The sequence below is a fragment of the Acidovorax sp. M14 genome, assembly GCF_049331375.1.
In the GTDB taxonomy this organism is placed as follows: domain Bacteria; phylum Pseudomonadota; class Gammaproteobacteria; order Burkholderiales; family Burkholderiaceae_C; genus Acidovorax.
This window is the reverse complement of sequence record NZ_CP186263.1, coordinates 2,730,690-2,753,562: the sequence shown is the minus strand read 5'-3', so window position 1 is coordinate 2,753,562 and position 22,873 is coordinate 2,730,690. Positions and strand designations below refer to the sequence as shown.

21 protein-coding genes are annotated in these 22,873 nt (G+C 65.8%); 18 read left to right on the top strand and 3 right to left on the bottom strand.

Translation table 11 applies throughout. From position 1 onward, the window contains the following. The 15 genes from ACOYR4_RS12630 (at window position 1) to ACOYR4_RS12560 (ending at window position 15,888) form a co-directional block, all read left to right on the top strand. Window positions 1-696, top strand: a complete 696-nt coding sequence (locus tag ACOYR4_RS12630) for an ABC transporter ATP-binding protein (RefSeq protein WP_060987409.1) — start codon at window positions 1-3, stop codon at window positions 694-696. Between the two features lie 189 nt (window positions 697-885). Beyond that, window positions 886-2,985, top strand: coding sequence for a 3-hydroxyacyl-CoA dehydrogenase NAD-binding domain-containing protein (locus ACOYR4_RS12625; RefSeq protein WP_422846832.1), 2,100 nt, complete (start codon window positions 886-888; stop codon window positions 2,983-2,985). Window positions 2,986-3,026: 41 nt separating this feature from the next. Further along, window positions 3,027-4,202 carry an acetyl-CoA C-acyltransferase gene (locus tag ACOYR4_RS12620; protein ID WP_015014385.1) on the top strand — a complete coding sequence of 392 codons (1,176 nt, stop codon included), beginning with the start codon at window positions 3,027-3,029 and terminating at the stop codon, window positions 4,200-4,202. A gap of 3 nt (window positions 4,203-4,205) precedes the next feature. Beyond that, complete coding sequence (locus ACOYR4_RS12615) at window positions 4,206-4,706, top strand: PaaI family thioesterase (protein ID WP_238990648.1); 501 nt, start codon at window positions 4,206-4,208, stop codon at window positions 4,704-4,706. 115 nt (window positions 4,707-4,821) lie between these two features. Beyond that, the gene (locus tag ACOYR4_RS12610; RefSeq protein ID WP_422846831.1) at window positions 4,822-6,690 is read left to right on the top strand and encodes an acyl-CoA dehydrogenase; all 1,869 of its coding nucleotides are present in this window, start codon (window positions 4,822-4,824) and stop codon (window positions 6,688-6,690) included. Then, window positions 6,690-6,899, top strand: coding sequence for a hypothetical protein (locus tag ACOYR4_RS12605; RefSeq protein WP_343734623.1), 210 nt, complete (start codon window positions 6,690-6,692; stop codon window positions 6,897-6,899). The genes ACOYR4_RS12610 and ACOYR4_RS12605 overlap by 1 nt, the downstream gene beginning before the upstream one ends. A gap of 323 nt (window positions 6,900-7,222) precedes the next feature. Continuing rightward, a complete protein-coding gene (locus ACOYR4_RS12600) occupies window positions 7,223-8,014 on the top strand; it encodes an SDR family oxidoreductase (protein ID WP_015014381.1) in 792 nt (263 codons plus the stop codon). Window positions 8,015-8,167: 153 nt separating this feature from the next. Further along, a complete protein-coding gene (locus ACOYR4_RS12595; RefSeq protein ID WP_108625350.1) occupies window positions 8,168-8,599 on the top strand; it encodes a PaaI family thioesterase in 432 nt (143 codons plus the stop codon). 114 nt (window positions 8,600-8,713) lie between these two features. Continuing rightward, on the top strand, window positions 8,714-9,730 hold the full coding sequence (locus tag ACOYR4_RS12590; protein ID WP_422846830.1) for an NADP-dependent oxidoreductase: 1,017 nt from the start codon (window positions 8,714-8,716) through the stop codon (window positions 9,728-9,730). Further along, window positions 9,730-10,182, top strand: a complete 453-nt coding sequence (locus tag ACOYR4_RS12585) for a GNAT family N-acetyltransferase (protein WP_422846829.1) — start codon at window positions 9,730-9,732, stop codon at window positions 10,180-10,182. Before ACOYR4_RS12590 ends, ACOYR4_RS12585 begins: the two co-directional genes overlap by 1 nt. Before the next feature lie 54 nt (window positions 10,183-10,236). Further along, on the top strand, window positions 10,237-11,904 hold the full coding sequence (locus ACOYR4_RS12580) for an isovaleryl-CoA dehydrogenase (RefSeq protein WP_422846828.1): 1,668 nt from the start codon (window positions 10,237-10,239) through the stop codon (window positions 11,902-11,904). Between the two features lie 29 nt (window positions 11,905-11,933). Next, complete coding sequence (locus tag ACOYR4_RS12575; RefSeq protein ID WP_422846827.1) at window positions 11,934-12,875, top strand: glutathione S-transferase family protein; 942 nt, start codon at window positions 11,934-11,936, stop codon at window positions 12,873-12,875. Window positions 12,876-13,023: 148 nt separating this feature from the next. After that, on the top strand, window positions 13,024-13,929 hold the full coding sequence (locus ACOYR4_RS12570; RefSeq protein ID WP_209820137.1) for an SDR family oxidoreductase: 906 nt from the start codon (window positions 13,024-13,026) through the stop codon (window positions 13,927-13,929). 101 nt (window positions 13,930-14,030) lie between these two features. After that, window positions 14,031-14,636 carry a methylated-DNA--[protein]-cysteine S-methyltransferase gene (locus ACOYR4_RS12565; RefSeq protein WP_422846826.1) on the top strand — a complete coding sequence of 202 codons (606 nt, stop codon included), beginning with the start codon at window positions 14,031-14,033 and terminating at the stop codon, window positions 14,634-14,636. Window positions 14,637-14,862: 226 nt separating this feature from the next. Continuing rightward, window positions 14,863-15,888, top strand: a complete 1,026-nt coding sequence (locus ACOYR4_RS12560; RefSeq protein ID WP_422846825.1) for a diguanylate cyclase — start codon at window positions 14,863-14,865, stop codon at window positions 15,886-15,888. A 33-nt stretch (window positions 15,889-15,921) separates the two neighbouring features. Here ACOYR4_RS12560 and ACOYR4_RS12555 read toward each other — a convergent pair whose 3' ends face one another. The 3 genes from ACOYR4_RS12555 to ACOYR4_RS12545 form a co-directional block, all read right to left on the bottom strand. Then, window positions 15,922-17,004, bottom strand: a complete 1,083-nt coding sequence (locus ACOYR4_RS12555; protein ID WP_422846824.1) for a DUF72 domain-containing protein — start codon at window positions 17,002-17,004, stop codon at window positions 15,922-15,924. Between the two features lie 45 nt (window positions 17,005-17,049). Then, window positions 17,050-17,454 carry a hypothetical protein gene (locus ACOYR4_RS12550; protein WP_422846823.1) on the bottom strand — a complete coding sequence of 135 codons (405 nt, stop codon included), beginning with the start codon at window positions 17,452-17,454 and terminating at the stop codon, window positions 17,050-17,052. A gap of 241 nt (window positions 17,455-17,695) precedes the next feature. After that, window positions 17,696-17,989 carry a DUF4148 domain-containing protein gene (locus ACOYR4_RS12545; RefSeq protein WP_422846822.1) on the bottom strand — a complete coding sequence of 98 codons (294 nt, stop codon included), beginning with the start codon at window positions 17,987-17,989 and terminating at the stop codon, window positions 17,696-17,698. A gap of 273 nt (window positions 17,990-18,262) precedes the next feature. On the opposite strand from ACOYR4_RS12545, the gene ACOYR4_RS12540 reads away from it, so the two are divergent. From ACOYR4_RS12540 to ACOYR4_RS12530, 3 genes are all read left to right on the top strand, one after another. Then, entirely contained in the window at window positions 18,263-20,632 is a 2,370-nt protein-coding gene (locus ACOYR4_RS12540; protein WP_422846821.1) for a Tex family protein, read from the top strand. A gap of 87 nt (window positions 20,633-20,719) precedes the next feature. Beyond that, window positions 20,720-21,550 (top strand): HDOD domain-containing protein, encoded by an 831-nt coding sequence (locus ACOYR4_RS12535; protein WP_015013848.1) that lies wholly within the window; start codon window positions 20,720-20,722, stop codon window positions 21,548-21,550. A gap of 99 nt (window positions 21,551-21,649) precedes the next feature. Further along, complete coding sequence (locus tag ACOYR4_RS12530; RefSeq protein ID WP_422846820.1) at window positions 21,650-22,822, top strand: patatin-like phospholipase family protein; 1,173 nt, start codon at window positions 21,650-21,652, stop codon at window positions 22,820-22,822. The last annotated feature ends 51 nt before the right edge of the window (window positions 22,823-22,873 follow it).

The following is a 22,873-nucleotide window of genomic DNA, read 5'->3' as shown; positions in this document are numbered from 1 at the left end:
ATGCTGAAAATCGAAAATCTCCACGCCTACTACGGCAAAAGCCATGTGCTGCATGGCGTGACCTTTGACGTGCAGCCCGGTGAAATCGTGGCCCTGCTGGGGCGCAATGGCTCGGGCCGCTCCACCACCGCCAAGGCCATCATGGGCCTGGTGGACTGGGAGGGCACCCTGAACTGGAAGGGGCAGGACCTCAACGGCAAAAAGGCCTACGAGATTGCGCACCTGGGGGTGGGCTACGTGCCGGAAAGCCGGGACGTGTTCCCCAACCTCACCGTGCACCAGAACCTGATGCTCGGCCAGAAGGGCAGCGGCAAGAACAGCCGCTGGTCGTTCGACGACATGTACGAGATGTTCCCGCGCCTCAAGGAACGCCAGCATACCGAGGCAGGCGTGATGTCCGGCGGCGAGCAGCAGATGCTGACCCTGTGCCGCACGCTGATGGGCGACCCCGACCTGATCATCATTGACGAGCCCACCGAGGGCCTTGCGCCCAAGATCGTCGAGCTGGTGGGACAGTACCTGCAGACCATCAAGTCGCGCGGCATTTCGGTGCTGCTGATCGAGCAGAAGCTGACCATTGCGATGAAGATCTCGGACCGCGCACTGGTGATGGGGCACGGCTCCATCGTGTTCCAGGGCACACCGGATAGCCTGCGGGCCGACAGCTACATCCGCAAGGAATGGCTTGAAGTGTGAGCACATCCGGCAAAACCTGACCGAGAGGCGCCCGAGAGCTGGAGGCGCCTCTTTTTTTGCCTGGCCCCATGGCATGTCACGAAACCCACTTGTCCCGCCCGGGACAAATTGACACGCCAAATGGTTTTGAAGTCTCTACAATAAAAACGCACGATCGTTCTTTTTCACTTTCCAAGGAACAACAGCACCATGACCGCTGAATACAAAGTCCACGGCTCCGTTGCCGTGATCACCATGGCCAACCCTCCCGTCAACGGACTCGGTCTGGCGACCCGCCAGGGCATCGTGGACGGCCTTGGCCGTGCCAATGCCGATGCAGCGGTCACGTCCATCGTGATCACCGGTGCCGGTGGTGCGTTCTCTGGCGGCGCCGACATCAAGGAGTTCGGCACCGACAAGTCGCTGCAAGAACCCAACTTGCTGTCGGTGATTGCCGCCATCGAAAACTCGGCCAAGCCCGTCGTGGCCGCCATGCACAGCGTCGCCATGGGCGGCGGGCTGGAGCTGGCCCTGGGCTGCCACTACCGCATTGCAGCGCCTGGCTGCTCGATCGCACTGCCCGAAGTCAAGCTGGGCCTGATCCCCGGCGCAGGTGGCACGCAGCGCCTGCCCCGCGTGATTGGTGTCGAAGCCGCGCTCAACCTCATCGTGAGCGGCGAGCCCGTCAAGAGCGAAATGATCGGCGCCGTGCCCGGCCAAAAGCTGTTCGACAAGATGGCCGCATCGGCCGAGTCGCTGGCGGCAGAAGCCCTGGAGTTTGCGCAGAGCGTGGCCGATACCCGTCCTCTGCCCCTGGTGCGCAACCTGCCTTGCAAGCACCCCGAAGGCGATGCGTACTTCCAGTTCGCGCGCAACATGGTCAAGGGCATGGCCAAGAACTTCCCCGCGCCCGCCAAGTGTGTGGACGCTGTTGAAGCTGCCACCAAGAAGAAGTTTGCCGAAGGCATGCTGGTCGAGCGCGAAATCTTCATCAACCTGATGTGGACGCCTGAGTCGCGCGCACTGCGCCACCTGTTCATGGCAGAGCGTGCAGCCAGCAAGATTCCCGATGTCGCATCCGACACCCCCAAGCGTGACATCAAGCTGGTGGGCGTGATTGGCGCCGGCACCATGGGCGGCGGCATTTCCATGAACTTCCTGAACGCGGGCATCCCCGTCAAGATTCTGGAAATGAAGCAGGAAGCCCTGGACCGTGGCGTGGCCACGATCAAGAAGAACTACGAAGCCCAGGTCAAGAAGGGCAAGCTGAAGCAAGACAAGTACGAGCAGCGCATGGCCCTGCTGAGCACCACGCTGAGCTACGACGACCTCAAGGACTGCGACCTGATCATCGAGGCCGTGTTCGAAGAGATGGGCGTGAAGGAAGCGGTGTTCAAGCAGCTCGACGCTGTGGCCAAGCCTGGCGCCATCCTGGCCTCCAACACTTCCACACTCGACGTGGACAAGATCGCCGCCTTCACCAAGCGTCCGCAGGACGTGGTGGGCATGCACTTCTTCAGCCCCGCCAACGTGATGAAGCTGCTGGAAGTGGTGCGTGGCAAGGAGACCGCCAAGGACGTGCTGGCCACCGTGATGGCCATTGGCAAGAAGATCAAGAAGACCTCCGTGGTCTCGGGCGTGTGCGATGGCTTCATCGGCAACCGCATGATCGAGCAGTACAGCCGCCAGGCCGGCTTCCTGCTGGACGAAGGCTGCACGCCCCAGCAGGTGGACAAGGCCATCGAAAAGTTCGGCTTTGCCATGGGCCCGTTCCGCATGGGCGACCTGGCCGGCAACGACATCGGCTGGGCCATCCGCAAGCGCCGCGCCGTCGAGCGCGCCGACATGAAGTACAGCCGCACCGCCGACAAGCTGTGTGAGCTGGGCCGCTTTGGCCAGAAGACCGGCGCAGGCTGGTACGACTACCAGGCTGGCAAGCGCGATGCGATCCCTAGCGACCTGGTCAACAAGATGATCGAAGACCACCGCAAGGAACTCGGCATCACGCCCCGCAAGATTTCGGACGAAGAAATCGTGCAACGCCTGGTGTTCGCTTTGGTCAACGAAGGTGCGCACATCCTGGAAGACGGCATTGCCAGCAAGTCCGGCGACATCGACATGGTGTACCTGACCGGCTACGGCTTCCCTATCCACCGTGGCGGCCCCATGCACTACGCCAGCGAAGTGGGTCTGTTCAACGTGGTGCAGGCCATGGACCGTTTTGCCAAGAACCCGCTGGACGACGCAGCGTTCTGGAAGCCCGCTCCGCTGCTGGCCAAGCTGGCCGCCGAAGGCAAGGCCTTCCAGTAAGCCGCCCGCGTGCACCCATCTACAGATTCAAAGGAATTCACATGACCTCCGCAGTGATTGTTTCCACCGCCCGCACGCCACTCGCCAAGAGCTGGAAGGGTTCGTTCAACATGACGCACGGCGCCACCCTGGGCGGCCATGCCGTGCAGCACGCCGTGTTGCGCGCCGGCATCGACGGTGCTGACGTGGACGACGTCATCATGGGTTGCGCCACGCCCGAAGGCGCCACGGGCAGCAACATCGCGCGCCAGATCGCGCTGAAGGCCGGCCTGCCCATCACGGCATCGGGCGTGACCGTCAACCGTTTCTGCTCGTCGGGCCTTCAGACCATTGCCATGGCCGCTCAGCGCATCATCGCGGGCGAGGCCGATGTGTTTGTGGCCGGGGGCGTCGAAAGCATCTCCTGCGTGCAGCAAGAGATGAACCTGCACATGATCCAGGACCTGGCCCTGGCCAAGCAAAAGCCAGAGATTTACTGGAGCATGCTGCAGACCGCCGAGCAAGTGGCCAAGCGCTACAACATCGGCCGCGAAGCCATGGACGAATACGGAGCTGCCAGCCAGCAAAAGGCTTGCGCTGCCCAGGCCGCCGGCCTGTTCGACGCCGAAATCGCCCCCATCACCGTGACGGCCGGTGTGGCCGACAAGACGCTGGGCCTGATCACCAAGCAAGTTACGGTGAGCAAGGACGAAGGCACGCGGGAAGGCACGACGGTAGAAGCCATCAGCGGCCTGCGCTCGGCGCTGCCCGGTGGTCTGATCTCGGCCGGCAACGCCAGCCAGTTCTCTGACGGTGCTGGTGCCTGCGTAGTCACCAGCGAAGAGTACGCCAGCAAGAAGGGCCTCAAGCCCCTGGGCCGTTTCCTCGGCTTTGCGGTGGCCGGTTGCGAGCCTGACGAAATGGGCATCGGCCCCGTGTTTGCCGTGCCCAAGGTGCTCAAGAAGCTGGGCCTTACGGTGCAGGACATCGACCTGTGGGAGCTGAACGAAGCCTTTGCTGTGCAGGTGCTGTACTGCCGCGACAAGCTGGGCATCCCTGCCGACCGCCTGAACGTGAACGGCGGCGCCATTGCCCTGGGGCACCCCTACGGTGTGTCGGGCCAGCGCCTCACGGGCCACGCCCTCATCGAAGGCAAACGCCGTGGCGCCAAGAAGGTGTGCGTGACGATGTGCATTGGCGGCGGCATGGGCGCCGCCGGCATTTTCGAGGTGCTCTAAACCATGTCCGGACAGGCCTCCTCGCCACCGCGCACCGACATCCCCGATGTCGTGGTGTCGCCCGAGGTCTTCCTGGCCATGGGGCGTGAGGTACTGGCATCTCAGCCGTTCAGCATCCTGGTGGGGGCGCGGCTGCATGCCTTGTCGCCCGGGCAGTGCGAGCTGCACCTGCCCGTCACGCCCCAGCTGCTGCAACAGCATGGTTTTGTGCACGGGGGCGTGCTGAGCTATGTGGCCGACAACGCCCTGACGTACGCCGGGGGCACCGCCATGCGGGTGCCCGTGGTGACGTCCGAGTTCAAGATCAACTACCTGCGGCCTGCGGTGGGCGAACTGCTCATTGCCCGTGCACAGGCGGTGCACCATGGCCGCGCGCAGGCCGTGTGCCGCTGTGATGTGTTTGTGGTGCAGGCGGGCACCGAAAAGCTGTGCGCCGTGGCGCAAGGCACCATTGCCGCACTGCCACCGCGCGATGGCGCAGCGCCGGCCCCTGCAGGCGCCTGATGGTGGCAAGGGATGGGAGCATGTTTCTCCTCACTCCTGTGCCGTTTACTCCTTATTTGATAGCTGCTGGCGCATGATTTATCTGCGCCTGCGGCCGTTTTAACCCTGAAATGCCATGAGCCTACGTCCCACCGTCGATTTCCTGCTCTACCAGTGGCTGGACGCCGAGAAGCTGCAAGCCCGCGAGCGCTTTGCGGACCACTCCCGCGAAACCTTCGATGCCGTGCTCGACACCTCCGAGCGCATCGCGCGCGAGAAGTACGCGCCCTTCAACCGCGTGGTGGACACCGAAGAACCCCGCACCGAGACCGAGCCCGACGGCACGCTGCGCGTGGTGCTGCCGCAGGCCACCTACGAGGCACGGCGCGCCTATGCAGAATCGGGCCTGCTGAGCGCCGCACAGGACTACGACATTGGCGGCATGCAACTGCCCTACACGGTGGAGGCGGCGGCCAACAGCTTTTTTGCAGCCGCTTCGATCAGCATTGGGTCCAACCTACTGACCTCGGGCAACGCCAACCTGCTCATGGTGCATGGCACCGACCTGCAAAAGCAGGTGTTTGCGCTCAATGAATTCAACGGCCGCTGGTCGGGCACCATGTGCCTGTCGGAGCCGCAGGCGGGCTCGTCGCTGTCGGATGTCGCCACGCGCGCCGTGCCGGATGGCGAGGGTTTTGAAAGCGACCCGCTGGGCCCGCGCTACCGCCTCAAGGGCAACAAGATGTGGATCAGCTCGGGCGACCATGAGCTGACCGAAAACATCGTGCACCTGGTGCTGGCCAAGATCCCCGGGCCGGACGGCAAGCTGGTGCCTGGCACCAAGGGCATTTCGCTGTTCATCGTGCCCAAGAAGCTCGTGGACACCAACGGCCAGCTCACTGGCGTGCGCAACGACGTGGCGCTGGCGGGCCTGAACCACAAGCTGGGCTGGCGCGGCACCACCAACACGCTGCTGAACTTTGGTGAGGGCAAGTACCCCGTGGACGGCCAAGCCGGCGCGGTGGGCTACCTGGTCGGCCAGCCCGGCAAGGGCCTGCACTGCATGTTCCACATGATGAACGAGGCGCGCATCGGCATCGGCATGGCCGCCACCATGCTGGGCCTGGCGGGCTACTACGCCAGCCTGGACTACGCCAAGAACCGACCCCAAGGCCGCCCCGTGCAGGGCCCCAAGGACGGCGCGGCTGCCGTGGTCAAGGACGCAGCCCAGCCCCAGGTGCGCATCGTCGAGCACGCAGACGTCAAGCGCATGCTGCTGGCGCAAAAGTCGTACGGCGAGGGCGCGCTGGCGCTCAACCTGTTCTGCGCGCGGCTGGTGGACGAGCAACATACGGGCGATGCCGCAGCGGCCGACGAGGCCCGCCTGCTGCTGGAGGTGCTGACCCCCATCGCCAAGAGCTGGCCCAGCGAATGGTGCCTGGAGGCCAACAGCCTGGCCATCCAGATCCATGGCGGCTATGGCTACACGCGCGACTTCCCGGTGGAGCAGTACTGGCGCGACAACCGCCTGAACATGATTCACGAAGGCACCCATGGCATCCAGGCCATGGACCTGCTGGGCCGCAAGGTGCTGATGGAAGGCGGCCGCGGCCTGCAACTGCTGGCCGGGCGCATCAACGCCACCATCGAGCGCGCCATCCAGGTGCCCGCGTTTGCTGCCCACGCCAACGCGCTGGGCAAGGCGCTGCAGGACGTGGGCGCCGCCACCAAGGCCGCCTGGGCCACAGGGCAACCGGCCGATGCGCTGGCCAATGCCGTGCCCTACATGCAAGCCTTTGGCCACACGGTGCTGGCCTGGGTGTGGCTGGACGTGGCTCTGGCTACGCTGGCGGCCGATGCCGCGCTGGCACAGCCCGCCAGCATGGGCCGCATGGGCGCCATGCGCTTCTTTTTCCATTACGAGCTGCCCAAGATCGGCGCCTGGCTGCAAGTGGTCAGCACGCGCGACGCGACCTGCGCCAGCTTTCCGGAAGAGGCGTTCTGATGGCGGCTCCGAGCACGTTGCAGCGCTTGCAAAAACTCATCTGGGTGCTGATCTACGGCGGCCTGCTCACGCTGGTGCTGGGCATTGCCACTGCGCGCACCGACGCATCCACTGGCTGGGTACTGATGGTGGGCGGGGGCGTGGTGGCGGCCGTGGGCGTGGTGCTGATCGCCTTGCGCGCGCGGCTCAAGGCCGACCCCCAGGGCTGAGAGGCTGAGAGTCTTTTTATCCATGCCCGCCTTGCACGCCAAAACGCCCCCGCTCGTCGTTGCAAATGCTCGCCATAGCCCGGGCTATGGCTGTGCTTTGCGCCTCGATCCGAGGCGTTGTGGCGCGCCTTTCGGGCTTGGCTAAAAGCTCTCAGCCTCTGACGCCACCTTTTGCTGCGGTGGCCGACGCGGCGGCGACACAATGCAGCCTTCTGGCGCCGCACAATGGCTGCCTGTATTCCACCCCCTGGCTGGCGCATCCCAGCGCCGGGCTGTGGTCTGAGAACATCCATCGACTGGCAAAAATCCAAGGAGACATTCACATGACACGCACCATCCAACAACTGTTTGACCTGACGGGCAAGACCGCCCTGGTGACCGGCGGCTCGCGCGGCCTGGGCCTGCAACTGGCGCATGCGCTGGGCGAGGCGGGCGCCAAGATCGTGCTCAGCTCGCGCAAGGCCTCCGACCTGGAAGAAGCCGCTGCTGACCTGAAGGCCGCCGGCATCGAGGCCAGCTGGATCGCCGCCGACTGCGCCAAGGAAGAAGACATCCGCCGCCTGGCTGACGAGACCCTGCAGCGCCTGGGCCATGTGGACATCCTGGTCAACAACGCCGGTGCCGCCTGGGGCGCCCCGGCCGAAGACCACCCCGTGGAAGCGTGGGACAAGGTGATGAACCTGAACGTGCGCGGCTACTTCATCCTGAGCCAGCACATCGCCAAGCACAGCATGATCGGCCGCCGCAGCGGCAGCATCATCAACGTGGCGTCCATCGCGGGCCTGGGCGGCAACCCCAAGGGCATGAACACCATCGCTTACAACACCTCCAAGGGCGCGGTGATCAACTTCACGCGGGCGCTGGCGGCCGAATGGGGCGCGTACAACATCCGCGTCAACGCGATCTGCCCCGGCTTCTTCCCCAGCAAGATGACGGTGGGCACCCTCAAGGCCATGGGCGAAGAGGCGCTGGCCGCGCACGCCCCGCTGGGCCGCCTGGGCGATGATGAAGACCTGAAGGGCCTGTGCGCGCTGTATGCGTCGGATGCGGGCAAGCACATCACCGGCCAGTGGCTGGCGGTGGACGGTGGCGTGAGTATTGTTACTGGAGGGTAGGCAGGGTACAACCCCCTGAGCGGCTGCGCCGCTTCCCCCTTCTCTCGGCTTCGCCGGGAAGGGGGACGCAGCCCTCGCTGCGGGGCGGCCCTTGCTCGGCTGCCCTGGTTGGGGCCGCGCCAGTATTGGAGAGTTGTGTTCTGAGGAAATGCCTTGAAAAGTTTCGGTGTCGAAATCCCTTTTGTCAGCCACCTCGGCTTCACGCTGCACCGCATGGAGGACGGCGAGTCCGAACTGCGTTACGAAGCCAAGCCCGAGCACCTGAACTCGTTTGCCGTGACCCACGGCGGCGCGTCGATGACGCTGCTGGACGTGACCATGGCGACGGCCGCGCGCAGCGTGACGCCGGACATGGGCGTTGTCACCATCGAGATGAAGACCAGCTTCATGCAACCCGCACGCGGGCCGCTGGTGGCCAAGGGGCGGCTGATTCACCGCACGGCCACCATGGCGTTCACCGAGGGCACGGTGTACGACGCCCAGGGCAAGGTGTGCTGCCACGCCACCGGCACGTTCAAGTATGTCAAGCGCCTGCCGGTGGACGGGCGCAATGTGAACGACCTCAAGGTCATCTCCACCGACTGAGTCGGTGGGCGAGGTGACCAGCACGGTTTAGAGCCTTTTTGCCTGCAAGCGCAATGATTACATGCGCTGGCAGCTATCAAAAACATAGTATTGAATTTTCTGAAGGAGCTTTCCATGCCACGCAACCAACAAATCGTTCTCGACAACCGCCCCCAGGGCGAAGCGGTGGCCAGCAACTTCAAGCTGGTCGCGACCGACACGCCCGAGCTGCAGGACGGCCAGGTGCTGGTGCGCCACCACTACCTGAGCCTGGACCCCTACATGCGTGGCCGCATGAACGAGAGCAAGAGCTACGCGGCGTCGCAGCCGCTGGGCGAAGTCATGATTGGTGGCACTGTGGGTGAGGTGGCCGAGAGCAAGCACCCCAAGTACGCTGTGGGCGACAAGGTGGTGGGCATGGGCGGCTGGCAGGAATACAGCGTGGTCAATGCCGACCAGCCCGGCGCGCTGCGCAAGGTGGACACCACCCATGTGCCGCTGTCGCACTACCTGGGTGCCGTGGGTATGCCCGGCGTGACGGCCTGGTACGGCCTGGTCAAGATCATTGCGCCCAAGGAAGGCGACACCGTGGTGGTGAGCGCCGCCACCGGCGCCGTGGGCAGCGCTTTTGCAGCGCTCGCCAAGGCCCGTGGCTGCCGCGCGGTGGGCATCGCAGGCGGTGCGGACAAGTGCAAGTACGCCGTGGAAGAACTGGGCTTTGACGCCTGCATCGACTACAAGCAGCACAGCGACGTGAAGGCGATGTCCAAGGCGCTGAAGGAAGCCTGCCCCAACGGCATCGACGGCTACTTCGAGAACGTGGGCGGCTGGATCATGGACGCGGTGATGCTGCGCATGAACGCCTTCAGCCGCATCGCCCTGTGCGGCATGATCGCTGGCTACGACGGCGCACCGCTGCCCATGGCCAACCCCGCACTCATGCTCATCAACCGCATGAAGGTCGAGGGCTTCATCGTGAGCGAACACATGGAAGTCTGGCCCGACGCACTCAAGGAACTGGGCACGCTGGTCGGCACCGGCAAACTGCGCCCGCGCGAAACCATTGCCCAAGGCATTGCGGCTGCACCAGAGGCCTTCCTCGGCCTGCTCAAGGGCAAGAACTTCGGCAAGCAACTGGTCAAGCTGATCTGATGATGCTGAAGTGGACCTGGGCCCGCTTTGATGACCTGGGCGTGCATGCGCTGCATGACGCCCTGGCCTTGCGCTGCAAGGTCTTCATCCTGGAGCAGGGCCCGTACCAGGACCCGGACGGTGCCGACAAGCAGTCCCACCACCTGCTGGGCTATGACGAGGCGGGTGCGCTGCAAGCCTGCCTGCGTGTGGTGGACCCGGGCGTGAATTACCCCGAGCCCTCCATCGGCCGCGTGGTCACCTCCAAGGAGGCGCGTGGCAACGGCACGGGCAGGGCGCTGATGCAGGAGGGCATCGCCCGCTGCAGCCAGGCCTGGCCGGGCCGGGACATCCGCATCAGCGCGCAGGCGCACTTGCGGGGCTTTTACGGCAGCCTGGGCTTCGAGGCCGTGTCGGACGAATACCTGGAAGACGATATCCCGCACGTTGAAATGCTGAGAAAGGCGGGCTGACGCCGCCGCAGCCCCCGCCACCATTCACCCCCGCCCAACCGTGAAGGAGCCGACATGACCTTGCCCACCGTCACCCTGGCGCGTACCCATGACGTCTTCAACCAAAGCACGCCCTGGGCGGACGTGAACCTGTTCACCACCAACCAGCCGCTGCAGGACGCGCTGCGCCTGCATGCACCGGGCCTGGGTGTGGCGGGCCTCACCGCGCTGGGCGCCGAGATGGGCTCGGCCGAGATGCTGACTCACGCGCGCCTGGCCAACACCCACAAGCCCCAGCTGCGCACGCACGACCGCTTTGGCCACCGCACCGATGTGGTGGAGTTCCACCCCAGCTACCACGCGCTGATGGGCGCCGCATTGCGCCACGGCCTGCACGCCACGCCCTGGTCGCGCCAGGACACGGGCCACGCCCACGTGGAGCGCGCGGCGGGCTTCATGCTGTTTACCGAGGCGGAGCCGTCCATCCTCTGCCCGGTGTCGATGAGCTACGCCGTCACGCCTGCTTTGCGGGGCAATGGCGCCGTGTGGGCCGACTGGAACAAAGGCTTGACCAGCACGCAGTACGACCCGCGCCTCGCACTGTTCTCGCAGAAATCCGCGCTCACCATGGGCATGGGTATGACCGAGAAGCAGGGCGGATCGGACGTGCGCGCCAACACCACCCAGGCCGTGCCCGATGGCGACGATGCCTGGGGCGCGCGTTATCGCATCACGGGACACAAGTGGTTCTTTTCCGCCCCCATGTGCGATGCGTTCCTGATCCTGGCGCAGGCACCCGGCGGGCTCACCTGCTTCTTCCTGCCGCGTGTGCTGCCCGATGACACGGTCAATGCGATCCGCATCCAGCGCCTGAAAGACAAGCTGGGCAACCACGCCAACGCCAGCTCCGAGGTCGAGTTCATCGACGCGATGGCCTGGCGCGTGGGCGAGGAGGGCCGGGGCGTGGTGCAGATCCTGGAGATGGGCACCATGACGCGCCTGGACTGCGCCCTGGGCACCAGCGGCCTCATGCGGCAGGCGCTCAGCATTGCGCTGCACCACACGCGCCAGCGCTCGGCCTTTGGCAAGAAGCTCATCGAGCAGCCGCTGATGCGCAATGTGCTGGCCGATTTGGCGCTGGAGAGCGAAGCCGCCACCGCGCTGTCAATCCGCCTGGCGAGCGCCTTCGACAAGAAGGCCACTAGTGAGCACGAGGCGGTGATGGCCCGCCTGCTCACGCCCGTGGCCAAGTTCTGGGTCTGCAAGCGCGGCAGCGTGTTTGCGCAGGAGGCCATGGAATGCCTGGGCGGCAACGGCTATGTGGAAGAGGGCGGCGAGGGCGTGATGGCCCGCATCTACCGCGAGATGCCGCTCAACTCCATCTGGGAAGGCGCGGGCAACATCATGGCGCTGGATCTGATGCGCGCCGTGCGCCGCGCCGATGCCGCCGCCGCGCTCGACGCCGAACTGGCCCCCGCACGCGGCGCCCACCCGGCGCTGGACCGTCTGGCAGGTGCCTTGCCCCTGCGCGTGGACGCCATGACCACCGAAGCCGAGGCCCGGCGCCTTGCGCAAGATGTGGCGCTGGCCGTGCAGGCGGCGCTGCTGCTGCGCAGTGCGCCCGGCGCCGTGTTCCGCGCGTTTTGCGACTCGCGCCTTTCCGGCGACTGGGGCTACAGCTTTGGCACGCTGGGCGCGGGTGTCAACCTTGACGCCATCCTGGCCCGCGCGCTTCCGGCCTGAGCCCTTCCACAGATTTATATGGAGACCCCATGTCCCACCTCATCCTGCACCACTACCCATCGTCCCCGTTTTCCGAAAAAATCCGTGCGGTACTGGGCTTCAAGCAACTGGCCTGGAAGTCCGTCATCATCCCCAGCGTCATGCCCAAGCCCGATGTGGTGGCGCTGACCGGTGGCTACCGCAAGACGCCGTTCTTGCAGATCGGCGCCGACATCTATTGCGACTCGGCCCTCATCTGCGACGTGCTGGAGCACGAACAGCCCGAGCCCGTGCTGTACCCGCCGCACCTCAAGGGCGTGGCGCGCGTGTTTGCGCAGTGGGCCGATTCCACGTTGTTCTGGGCGGCCATGGCCTACAACCTGCAGCCCAAGGGCGCTGCGGTGCTGTTTGCCAACCTGCCGCCCGCCGCTGCGCAGGTATTTGGCGAGGACCGCCGCGAGATGAGCGCAGGCATGCAGCGCCTGCGCCCGGCCGACGCCACGGCCGCCTACCGTTCGTACCTGCGCCGCATCGCCCACATGGCCGAAGAGCATGAGTTCCTGTTCGGCGCCGAGCCCTGCCTGGCCGACTTTGCGGCCTACCACCCGCTGTGGTTCACGCGCCAATGCGTGCCGGTGATGGCAGACATCTTTGCCGCCACGCCCGCCGTGCTGGAGTGGATGGACCGCATCGCTGCGCTGGGCCATGGCCGCATGGAGAAGTTCAGCGCCGCCGATGCCATCACCGTGGCCGCCGGCATGGAGCCGCTGCCGCTGACGGACGATGTGTTCCAGGACGAGCACGGCATCCCGCTGGGCAGCCAGGTCACGATTGCCGCCGAGAGCTTTGGCACCGAGCCAACCGAAGGTGAGCTGATTGCCGCCACCCGCACCCGTTACACGCTGCGCCGTACCGATCCGCGCGCGGGTACGGTGCACGTTCACTTTCCCCGCATCGGCTACGTGCTGCGGCCGGTGACGTCTGCGTCCTGACAAACGGCAGCCTTTTTGATCGCACCGCGCCCGGTGCGCTCTGCGTGTTCGGGCGGCGGTGGCCGAAGCTAGGTGTCGGCATGAGAGCCGTCCCGTGTTTCACGACCGCACCCCATCATCCATTGATAACCCCTAGGAGACACAAACCATGATCGACAACTTTGCCGGCAAAACCGCCGTCCTCACCGGCGCAGGCTCGGGCTTTGGCCTGGAATGCGCACGCATTGGCGCCCGCCTGGGCATGAACTTGGTGCTGGTGGATGTGCAGCAGGATGCTCTGGACGCCGCCACTGCCGAGATGCAGGCCGCAGGCGCCCAGGTGCTGGCGCGTAAGGTGGACGTGTCGAACGCCGCGCAGATGGAGCAGCTGGCCGCCGATGTGCAGCAGCGCTTTGGCGCACCGCACCTGGTGTTCAACAACGCGGGCGTGGGCGCGGGCGGCCTGGTGTGGGAGAACTCGGTCAAGGACTGGGAATGGGTGCTGGGCGTGAACCTGTGGGGCGTGGTGCACGGCGTGCGCCTGTTCACCCCCATGATGCTGGCAGCCGCCAAGGCCGACCCGGCCTGGCGCGGCCACATCATCAACACCGCCAGCATGGCGGGCCTGCTGGCAGCGCCCAACATGGGCATCTACAACGTGAGCAAACACGCGGTGGTGGCCCTGTCGGAAACGCTGTACCAGGACCTGTCGCTGGTCACCGACCAGATCGGCGCCAGCGTGCTGTGCCCCTTCTTTGTGCCCACCGGCATCAACCAGAGCCACCGCAACCGCCCCGGCGACCTGCCTGCCGAAAAGCCCACCAAGAGCCAGCTCATCGGCCAGGCCATGAGCGACAAGGCTGTGGGCAGCGGCAAGGTGACCGCGGCCGAGGTGGCGCAGAAGGTGTTCGACGCCGCCGCACAAGGTCAGTTCTACATCTACAGCCACCCCAAGGCCCTGGCCTCGGTGCAGACGCGCATGGAAGACGTGATGATGGGCCGCAACCCCACCGACCCGTTTGCCGCCAAGCCCGAGCTGGGCGCACAGCTGCGCGCGGCACTGCGGGCGGACTGACCAGCGCAACGCGCCCACAGACGCCTGGCGACAGGTGTTTGAATAAAAATAGCTGCATGCGCTAGTGCAATATGCGCAAGCAGCTATTAAATACATAGCATATGTCTCCGGATGCTCCGCTGAACGCTGATGCCCACGAGGCCGCATGGGGCCACGCCCTGTTCGACACGGCGCTTGGCCCCTGCGGCATTGCCTGGGGGCCCGGTGGTATTGCGGCCGTGCAACTGCCCGAGGCCGATGCACCGGCCACCCAGGCGCGCCTGCTGCGCGGGCTGGGGCAGGGCACCTATCCGCAGGTGCTGCCGCCGGCCGTTCCGCCAGCCGTTGTGCGCCATGCCATCGCAGGCATCCAGGGTTTGCTGGCCGGGCAGGCGTTGGACCTGCGGGAGGTGCCGCTGGACATGTCGGGCGTGTCGGCGTTTCACCAGCAGGTGTACGCCATTGCACGGGCCATTCCGCCGGGCCAGACGCGCACGTATGGCGAGGTGGCAGAGCAACTGGGCAGCAAGGGCCTGTCGCGCGCCGTGGGGCAGGCGCTGGGCCTGAACCCGTTTGCGCCCGTCGTGCCCTGCCACCGGGTGCTGGCAGCGGGTGATAAACCCGGCGGCTTTTCTGCCGGGGGCGGCGCGCTGACCAAGATGCGCATGCTAGAGATCGAAGGAGCCTGCCTGGGCGGTACGCGTTCGCTGTTTGGCAGCGCGGACTAGCCCAGGGGACTTGCTCCGCCAAGCGCCATTCATCGGTCATTGCAGGTGGCCTGCGTTGCTGGCTGCACAAGTGTGTTACGGAGTGCTACATTTGTTGAAGCGCCTGTTTTTTGTGCAGTAGCGAGGCGCCTCGCGCTCCGTGCACCAAGGCATCGCGTCCAGGGCTGCAGTGGCTGCACCTTGACCTCCCATCCCTCCGCTCCCGGCCTTCAGGAGAAAGTTGCCCATGTCACCCGAACGCCAACGACTGGCCCGCATGCTGTTTGACGAGTACATCGCCATGTATGCGTCGCGCGATGCCCGGTTGGTGGACCGCTTCAGCGAGAACTTCAGCGGCTTTGCGGGCAGCAGCGACAAGCTCATCAAGTCCCGCAGCGAGTGGGTGAACATCACACAGCTCGACTTTGCGCAGGTGCCCGGGCACATCGGCATCGAGATGCGAGACATCTTCCCCCAGGAGCTCGGGGCCGATGTGTTGGCCGTGACGGCGTTTTTTCACATCCACCTGCCCAACCCTGATCCGCTGTTTGCCAGTGAGACGGCCCGTTTGGTGCTTGTCTTCCGGCAAGAGGGCGACGACTGGAGGATTGCGCACAGCAGCATCTCCATCCCTTACGGCCTCGCGCGCGACGGCGAGGTGTACCCCGCCAGCCGCCTGCAGCAGCGCAACCAAGAACTGCAGGCCCTGGTGGACGAGCGCACGCAGGCGCTGGCGCAGGCCAACAACCAGCTGCAACTGCTCAGCAACACCGACGGCCTGACGGGCATTGCCAACCGCCGCCACTTTGATCAGGCCCTGGCCCATGAATGGGCGCGTGCCCAGCGGGCCCATGCCCCGGTGTCGCTGATCATGCTGGACGTGGACGTGTTCAAGCACTTCAACGACCACTACGGCCATCTCGCGGGCGATGCCTGCCTGAAGTCCCTGGCCCTGACGCTGGCGCAGACCGGGGGACGCCGCGACGGCGACGTGGTGGCGCGGTTTGGCGGTGAGGAGTTTGTGGTGCTGCTGCCCGGCGCCGATGCCCCCGCTGCGCTGGAGGTGGCCCAGCACATCCAGCAGGCCATCCTGGCCCTGGCCCTGCCGCACGAGGGCGCCCCCCACGGCATCGTGACGGTGAGCTTTGGTGTGGCCACCATGGCGCCCGAGCGCGAGCAACTGGCCGAAGAACTGGTGCGGCGCGCGGACCGCGCGATGTACCGCGCCAAACAAGGTGGGCGCAACCGCATCGAGCAGGCGCCGGAGTCATAGAGCCGAACGGGGCGTGACGGAGCGCCGGCGTCTTTATCGGGCCGCCAGCTTTGCGATCTCTTCCGCTACCCCTCGCACCGTGAGCGGCGCGCAGCCCTCTGCATGGTTGCTGATGGTCACGAAGGCGTTCTGCCCTCGGCCTGTGATACCCGTGATCACTGCGGCCAACGCTGCCCGGGTTTCCAGGTCCGGGTGGTGCAGGCGGTCGTACGGCTCGTAAAGCCGTTCAGCTTCTTCATAGCCGTAGGGGCCATGCACAGGGTTCAGGTTCCAGCGACACACCAGCGGGCCGGGCCACAGCGCGCGCAACATGGGCAACTGGTCCTGCAGCGGAGGCATCTTGGCATGCAGCCCCAGGCAATAGGTGGCGCCCGCCTCGCGCAGCACGGCCGCAAAGTCCGGCGTCAGCCACTCGGGGTCGCGCACCTCCACGGCAATCACGCCGTCAGGCGCCAGGGGTGCCAACGGGGGCAGGGCCAGCAGCATGGCGCGCAGGCGATCCAGCAAGGCAGGCATGCGATCCAGCTGCGCCAGCGGCAGGGGGCTGAGCTGGAACACCAGCGCGCCCAGCTTATGGCCCAGCCCCTGCAGCGCAGGCTCCACACACTCACTGCGCGCCAGCTCGGGGCTCAAGAACGCCGGGTTGGGCTGGCGGCCCCGTCCGTCTTCACTGCGCACGAGTGCGTCCGTCACTACGCTGGGCGCCTTCACCACAAACCGGAAATCGTCGGGCACCTGCGATGCGTAGCGTTCGTACTGGCTCACCGTGAGCGGGCGGTAGAAGCTGCGGTCGATGCTCACCGTGCGCATCAGCGGGTGCTGGGCGTACACGGCCAGCCCTTGTTTGGACAACTGCGTGTCGGAATGCTCGCCCTCCCACACCAGGCCTTTCCAGCCGGGGTAGGTCCACGACGAGGTGCCCAGGCGCAACCGGGGCGGCAGGGCGGCGGCCAGGGCGGTCAGCGCACCGTCCGGAGCGATGGGCGCCACGGTGCCAGACAGTGAGCGCCGTGTGGGGGTATCGGTGCCTGGCACGATGGGCGAAGCGGGTGCCGAGGCTGCAGCTTCTGCCGGCGGCGGTTTGGGCAGCGTGTCGCCAAAAAGATCGTCTTGCATGCGCTGGGGTGGGGCGGCTAAGAGCAGAGCGAGGGGGCCAAGGCGCTACGCGCCGCCAAACAGCCCGCTCTCGTCCAGCAGGTCAAACGCGATCTGGGGCTGGGCGTCCATGCTCTTCTTGATGGCAGCCGGAATGGCCTGCCGCGTCTTGCGGCACAGGCCCGGCTGTTCATGCACCAGGATCGCAATGCCCCGGAGGGTGCGCACCTCGTTCGGGCTTTGGGTGATGGACAGGCGAATGCCCAGTTGTTGCTCCATGCGCTCCTGCATCCTGCGCAGGTCGGCCAGGCTGCCCAGGTTCTCCAGCCGCTCCAGCATCTTCTTCTCTTCGCTGCGCGTGAGCATCAGGATGCGCACATCGCTGCCTGGCGTCTGGAGTAGCGCATCCCGGTCGCACACGCAGGTGCCGGGAGGGCATTCGGTGCGGATGGGGAAGGAGGGAAGGGACATGGAACGGCGTGTGAACAGTCCTTCATTCTATGAAGGGCTGGCGGTGCCCAGCGTGTGGCTGCCCGTAAGCCCATGCAGTCCACCAACAAAAAGGGCTCCCAAAAGGAGCCCTTTTTGCCTGCCCGCCCCTGCGGTTCAGTTAACACTCCCCATGGCAGCAGCACCCGCACCGCGCGAAGTGCCACCACCATGGGAAGTCCCGCAACTGCTTCAATCCAACTCAAGCAGTTGGTCTGCCAAATTACATGGCGCTGAATTCACCCGAAGGGATCTGGCCGGTGCGAACAGCTTCAGCAGCCTGGGCACGTACGGCAGAACGGTCGGCGGTGGACTTGTAAGTCACCACGCGCGAACCTGCGGGTTCCATGCTGTGGGTACGGGCTTCGGTGACGGCTTCGGCAGCCACTTCAGCGCGGGTGCGGTTCGTATCGAACTTCAGGGCAAATTGCGAGCCATCGGCTTCGTCAGCATGGGCACCAAAAGCGGCGAAAGCGGCAACAGCGGCGACGGAGAGGAAACGGGCGGTCTTGTTCATGATGAAAATCCTTGAAAGTTAAAAAGCGTCTCAAAAAAGCCGGGTCAAAAACCATTCCTGAACCGGGTTCGGTGAGTCGCCTTGCGGGTTCGGCTCATCGATGGGATGAACTGTACGCCGATGGTGTTCAGAGAAAAACCACTCAGTCGCAAACTAACTGTTCCAGTATCGAGAACAATCCGCCGCCCCGTCTCCGGGCTGCCAAACCGCCTGTGGCAAACTCGCGCGCTTCGCTTTTTTGTTTGACCGAGTTTCAGAGAGTCCGCCCCACCCATGCAGCAGATCGTTCGGCAGTTGGCCGCAGAAATCAAAGTCAGTGAACAACAGGTGCGTGCAGCGGTGGAGCTGCTGGACGGCGGTGCCACGGTGCCCTTCATCGCCCGCTACCGCAAGGAAGTGACGGGCGGGTTGGACGACATTCAGTTGCGCGAACTGGAGGCACGGCTGGCCTATCTGCGCGAGCTGGAAGACCGCCGCGTGGCCGTGCTCAAGGCCATCGACGAACAAGGCAAGCTGACCGACGCGCTGCGTGCCGCCATTGCCGCCGCGCCCACCAAGCAAGAGCTGGAAGACATCTACCTGCCGTTCAAGCAAAAGCGCCGCACCAAGGGCCAGATTGCGCGCGAGTTCGGCATCGAGCCGCTGGCCGACAAGCTGTTTGCCGACCCCACGCTGGACCCTGCCGTGGAGGCCGCCGCGTTCACCAAGCCGCCCGAAGTGCTGGACGACGGCAAGCCCGGCGCCGATTTCTCCACCGTGCCCGCCGTGCTCGACGGTGTGCGCGACATCCTCTCCGAGCGCTGGGCCGAAGACCCGGCGCTGGTGCAGAACCTGCGCGAGTGGCTGTGGGCCGAGGGCCTGCTGCGCAGCAAGAAGGTGGACAGCAAGAACGAGAACGACCCCGAGGTCTCCAAGTTCCGCGACTACTTTGACTACGACGAACCCATCGGCCGCGTGCCCTCGCACCGCGCGCTGGCGGTGTTCCGGGGGCGCGGGCTGGAGATCCTGGAAGCCAAGCTGGCGCTGCCGGTGGAGGCCGAACCCGGCAAGCCCAGCATCGCCGAAGGCAAGATCGCCCTGCACCTGGGCTGGAGCCACCAGGGCCGCAAGGCGGACGACCTGATCCGCAAGTGCGTGGCCTGGACCTGGCGCGTCAAGCTCAGCCTCTCGACCGAGCGCGACCTGTTCGCCCGCCTGCGCGACGAGGCCGAGAAGGTGGCCATCAAGGTGTTTGCCGACAACCTGCGCGACCTGCTGCTGGCCGCACCGGCCGGCCCGCGCGTGGTGATGGGGCTGGACCCCGGCATCCGCACCGGCGTGAAGGTGGCGGTGGTGGACGCCACGGGCAAGCTGGTGGAGACCGCCACCGTGTATCCGCACGAGCCCAAGCGCGACTGGGACGGCTCGCTCTTCACCCTGGCCAAGCTGGTGGAAAAGCACGGCGTGAACCTGATCGCCATCGGCAACGGCACGGCCAGCCGCGAGACCGACAAGCTGGCGGCTGACCTGATCAAGATGGCGGCCAAGGCGGACCGCAGCATCGAGAAGGTGGTGGTGAGCGAGGCGGGCGCCTCGGTGTATTCCGCCAGCGAATACGCCAGCCAGGAGATGCCCGATGTGGACGTGAGCCTGCGCGGCGCCGCCTCCATCGCCCGCCGCCTGCAGGACCCGCTGGCCGAGCTGGTCAAGATCGATCCCAAGAGCATCGGCGTGGGCCAGTACCAGCACGACGTGAACCAGAGCGAGCTGGCACGCACCCTGGGCACGGTGGTGGAAGACTGCGTGAACTCGGTGGGCGTGGACCTGAACACGGCCAGCGTGCCGTTGCTCAGCCGCGTGTCGGGCTTGTCGGGCAGTGTGGCCAAGGCCGTGGTGCGCTGGCGCGAGGCCAATGGCGCGTTCAAGAGCCGCAAGCAGCTGATGGAAGTGGCCGGCCTGGGCGCCAAGACCTTTGAGCAGAGCGCGGGCTTCTTGCGCATTCGCGGCGGTGACAACCCGCTGGATATGACCGGCGTGCACCCCGAAACCTATCCCGTGGTCGAGCAGATCATGGAGAAGACCGGCAAGCCCGTGGCCGAGATCATGGGGCGCGCCGATATGCTCAAGACGCTCAAGCCCGAACTGTTCGCCAACGAAAAATTTGGCGTGATCACCGTCAAGGACATCCTGGCCGAGCTGGAAAAGCCTGGCCGCGACCCGCGCCCCGACTTCAAGGTGGCGCGCTTCAACGACGGCGTGGAAGACATCAAGGACCTGAAGGAAGGCATGATCCTCGAAGGCACGGTGAGCAACGTGGCCCAGTTCGGCGCCTTTGTGGACCTGGGCGTTCACCAGGACGGCCTGGTGCATGTGAGCCAGCTGGCGCACAAGTTCGTGAACGACGCGCGCGAGGTGGTCAAGACCGGCGACATCGTCAAGGTCAAGGTCATGGAGGTGGACGTGGAGCGCAAGCGCATCGGCCTGTCGATGAAGCTGGACGCCGCGCCACCCCGGCAGGGCGGCGACCGGGGCGCACCCCGTGACAACCGCTTTGAGGGCGCAGGCCGTGGCTATGCACAGCCCCAGCGCCGTGGCCCCGAGCCTGTGCAGCAGTCGGCCATGGCGTCGGCATTTGCGAAGTTGCAACAGGCCAAAGGCCGCTGACGCAGCCCGCTGTGCCGCCGGTGGTTTTTTGGCCGTGCAGGGGCCCATAATCGCCAGCACCTGAACCAACCACCGGCGCCGTACCCCATGGAGTTGAACGCACTGCTGGCCCAACCTGTGGCACTGCCCAGCCTTCCGCGCGCCGTGGCGCTGCTGATGAGCGAGCTGGCCCACGCTGAGCCCAGCCTGCGGCGCCTGAACCAGCTGTTTGGCACCGACCCGGCCCTGGCCGCGCGCCTGCTGGAGCTGGCCAATTCCCCCACCTTCCAGTTGCCCGGGCAGATTGCTGGCATCCCCGAGGCGCTGGCGCTGCTGGGCACTGCACAGCTGCGCACACTGGTCACTTCGGCCCCGCTGGGCACTACCTCACGCTCGGTGCCTGGGGTCAACATGCAGCAGTTCTGGCGTTACAGCCTCAACACCGCCAAGCTCGCGCGCTCGCTGGCAGGCATCGTCCACCACAACCAGATCGCGGCCTATACCGCCGGTTTGCTGCATGCGCTGGGCGAGCTGGTGATCCACCTGGCCGACCCTGAGAAGGCCCAGTCAGTCAACACCCTGGTAGCGCCATTTGACCTGCGCCGCGACAAGATCGAGCAGCGCATCTTTGGCTACAGCTATGGGCAGGTCACCGCGGGCTGCGCGCGCCGCTGGCAACTGCCTGAGGTGGTGATTGATGCCCTGCAGCACCAGCATGCGCCGTTTGACAACAAGGTGTACGAACCCTTGGCGGGCGTGATCCACCTGGCCGCCTGGCGCGCCCGCGCCCGCGAGGCCGAGCTGAACGAGAAGGAGCTGGCAGTGTCCTTCCCCGGTGAAGTGGGGCTGGCCCTGGGGCTCGACATCGACATGGTGCTGCAGCAAGACCCCATCGACTGGACCGCCCGGCCGGAGGCGGCGGCGGACTTCATCGTCTAGCAGCCCGGTAGCGGGTCAGGCGGTTGCCGTAGGAAGGCGCTGCTGGGGCGGTCTACGGATTGACTGTGCTGCCCCAGCCGCTTTGCGACAATCGGCGCCATGAAAGCACTGCGCATCCACGCTGGCCCCCGCGCCCGCCAACACCTGGAACAACAGGGCCTGCGGCCCGCTGACGTGGGCGTAATCCCGGCAGCAGCTGGCGGTCCCAAGGGACTGATCCTGGGGCCGATGGACCGGTTCATTTTTGGGGAGTGGCTGCCGCGCTCCGATCAGCCCGTGCACCTGGTGGGCGCCTCAATTGGCGCCTGGCGCATGGCCACGGCCTGCCTGCAGCAATCGGTGGCGGCTTTTGAGCGGCTGGAGCACGACTACATCCACCAGGACTACGAGCTGCCACCCGGAAAAAAGCGCCCCACGGCCGCCCATGTGAGCGAGCGGTTCGGCCAGAACCTGGAGGCGTTCTACGGCGGGCGGGTGCAGGAAGTGCTCAGCCACCCCCGCTACCGCCTGCACATCGTCACGTCCCGGGGCCGCCATGTGCTGGGGCGTGAGCATGCGCTGGGCACGCCGCTGGGGTATCTGGGGGCGTTTGTGACCAACACCGTGCACCGCAAGGCGATGGGGGCCTGGCTGGAGCGGGTGGTGTTTTCCTCGTCGGGTGCGGCACTGCCTTTTGCCACGACCGACTACCGCACCCGGCAGGTGGGGCTGAACGCAGACAATTTCATGCAGGCGCTGCAGGCCAGCTGCTCGATCCCGTTTGTGTTGCAGGCCGTGCACAACATCCCGGGCGCGCCCCGGGGCGCCTACTGGGATGGGGGCATCACCGACTACCACCTGCATCTTGCCTATGGTCTGCCGAACAGTGGTGCTTCTGAATTGATAGCTGCTCAGGTAATGAGTACTAGCGCTTCCGGCGGAAAAGGCTTCAAAACCGCGTCCGAGCCGTTGCGTGCGGGTGCTGGCGGCATCGTGCTCTACCCCCACTTCCAGCACCGCGTGGTGCCGGGCTGGCTGGACAAGGGGCTGAAGTGGCGCCACAAGGCCACGTCGGCGCTCGACAACATGGTGGTGCTGTCACCCGACCCGGACTGGGTGCGCCGATTGCCCAACGCCAAGCTGCCCGACCGCAACGACTTCACCCACTACGGCACGGACAGCCGTGCCCGGGCCCAGGCGTGGCTCGCGGCCACGCGCGCCAGCCAGCAGCTGGTGGATGAGTGGCGCGAATGGCTGGAGCGGCCGGACATGGGCGCGGTGCAGCGGTTGTAGTGCGGCGGGGCCGCAGCGCCATCGTCGCCCGCTGGGACCGCTGCGCTGGCC

Excerpts from the sequence above, each read along its gene's own strand:
- ACOYR4_RS12630 (WP_060987409.1), top strand. The coding sequence starts at position 1 with ATGCTGAAAATCGAAAATCTCCACGCCTACTACGGCAAAAGCCATGTG.
- ACOYR4_RS12625 (WP_422846832.1), top strand. The coding sequence starts at position 886 with ATGACCGCTGAATACAAAGTCCACGGCTCCGTTGCCGTGATCACCATG.
- ACOYR4_RS12620 (WP_015014385.1), top strand. The coding sequence starts at position 3,027 with ATGACCTCCGCAGTGATTGTTTCCACCGCCCGCACGCCACTCGCCAAG.
- ACOYR4_RS12615 (WP_238990648.1), top strand. The coding sequence starts at position 4,206 with ATGTCCGGACAGGCCTCCTCGCCACCGCGCACCGACATCCCCGATGTC.
- ACOYR4_RS12610 (WP_422846831.1), top strand. The coding sequence starts at position 4,822 with ATGAGCCTACGTCCCACCGTCGATTTCCTGCTCTACCAGTGGCTGGAC.
- ACOYR4_RS12605 (WP_343734623.1), top strand. The coding sequence starts at position 6,690 with ATGGCGGCTCCGAGCACGTTGCAGCGCTTGCAAAAACTCATCTGGGTG.
- ACOYR4_RS12600 (WP_015014381.1), top strand. The coding sequence starts at position 7,223 with ATGACACGCACCATCCAACAACTGTTTGACCTGACGGGCAAGACCGCC.
- ACOYR4_RS12590 (WP_422846830.1), top strand. The coding sequence starts at position 8,714 with ATGCCACGCAACCAACAAATCGTTCTCGACAACCGCCCCCAGGGCGAA.
- ACOYR4_RS12585 (WP_422846829.1), top strand. The coding sequence starts at position 9,730 with ATGATGCTGAAGTGGACCTGGGCCCGCTTTGATGACCTGGGCGTGCAT.
- ACOYR4_RS12580 (WP_422846828.1), top strand. The coding sequence starts at position 10,237 with ATGACCTTGCCCACCGTCACCCTGGCGCGTACCCATGACGTCTTCAAC.
- ACOYR4_RS12575 (WP_422846827.1), top strand. The coding sequence starts at position 11,934 with ATGTCCCACCTCATCCTGCACCACTACCCATCGTCCCCGTTTTCCGAA.
- ACOYR4_RS12570 (WP_209820137.1), top strand. The coding sequence starts at position 13,024 with ATGATCGACAACTTTGCCGGCAAAACCGCCGTCCTCACCGGCGCAGGC.
- ACOYR4_RS12565 (WP_422846826.1), top strand. The coding sequence starts at position 14,031 with ATGTCTCCGGATGCTCCGCTGAACGCTGATGCCCACGAGGCCGCATGG.
- ACOYR4_RS12560 (WP_422846825.1), top strand. The coding sequence starts at position 14,863 with ATGTCACCCGAACGCCAACGACTGGCCCGCATGCTGTTTGACGAGTAC.
- ACOYR4_RS12555 (WP_422846824.1), bottom strand. The coding sequence starts at position 17,004 with ATGCAAGACGATCTTTTTGGCGACACGCTGCCCAAACCGCCGCCGGCA.
- ACOYR4_RS12550 (WP_422846823.1), bottom strand. The coding sequence starts at position 17,454 with ATGTCCCTTCCCTCCTTCCCCATCCGCACCGAATGCCCTCCCGGCACC.
- ACOYR4_RS12545 (WP_422846822.1), bottom strand. The coding sequence starts at position 17,989 with ATGAACAAGACCGCCCGTTTCCTCTCCGTCGCCGCTGTTGCCGCTTTC.
- ACOYR4_RS12540 (WP_422846821.1), top strand. The coding sequence starts at position 18,263 with ATGCAGCAGATCGTTCGGCAGTTGGCCGCAGAAATCAAAGTCAGTGAA.
- ACOYR4_RS12535 (WP_015013848.1), top strand. The coding sequence starts at position 20,720 with ATGGAGTTGAACGCACTGCTGGCCCAACCTGTGGCACTGCCCAGCCTT.
- ACOYR4_RS12530 (WP_422846820.1), top strand. The coding sequence starts at position 21,650 with ATGAAAGCACTGCGCATCCACGCTGGCCCCCGCGCCCGCCAACACCTG.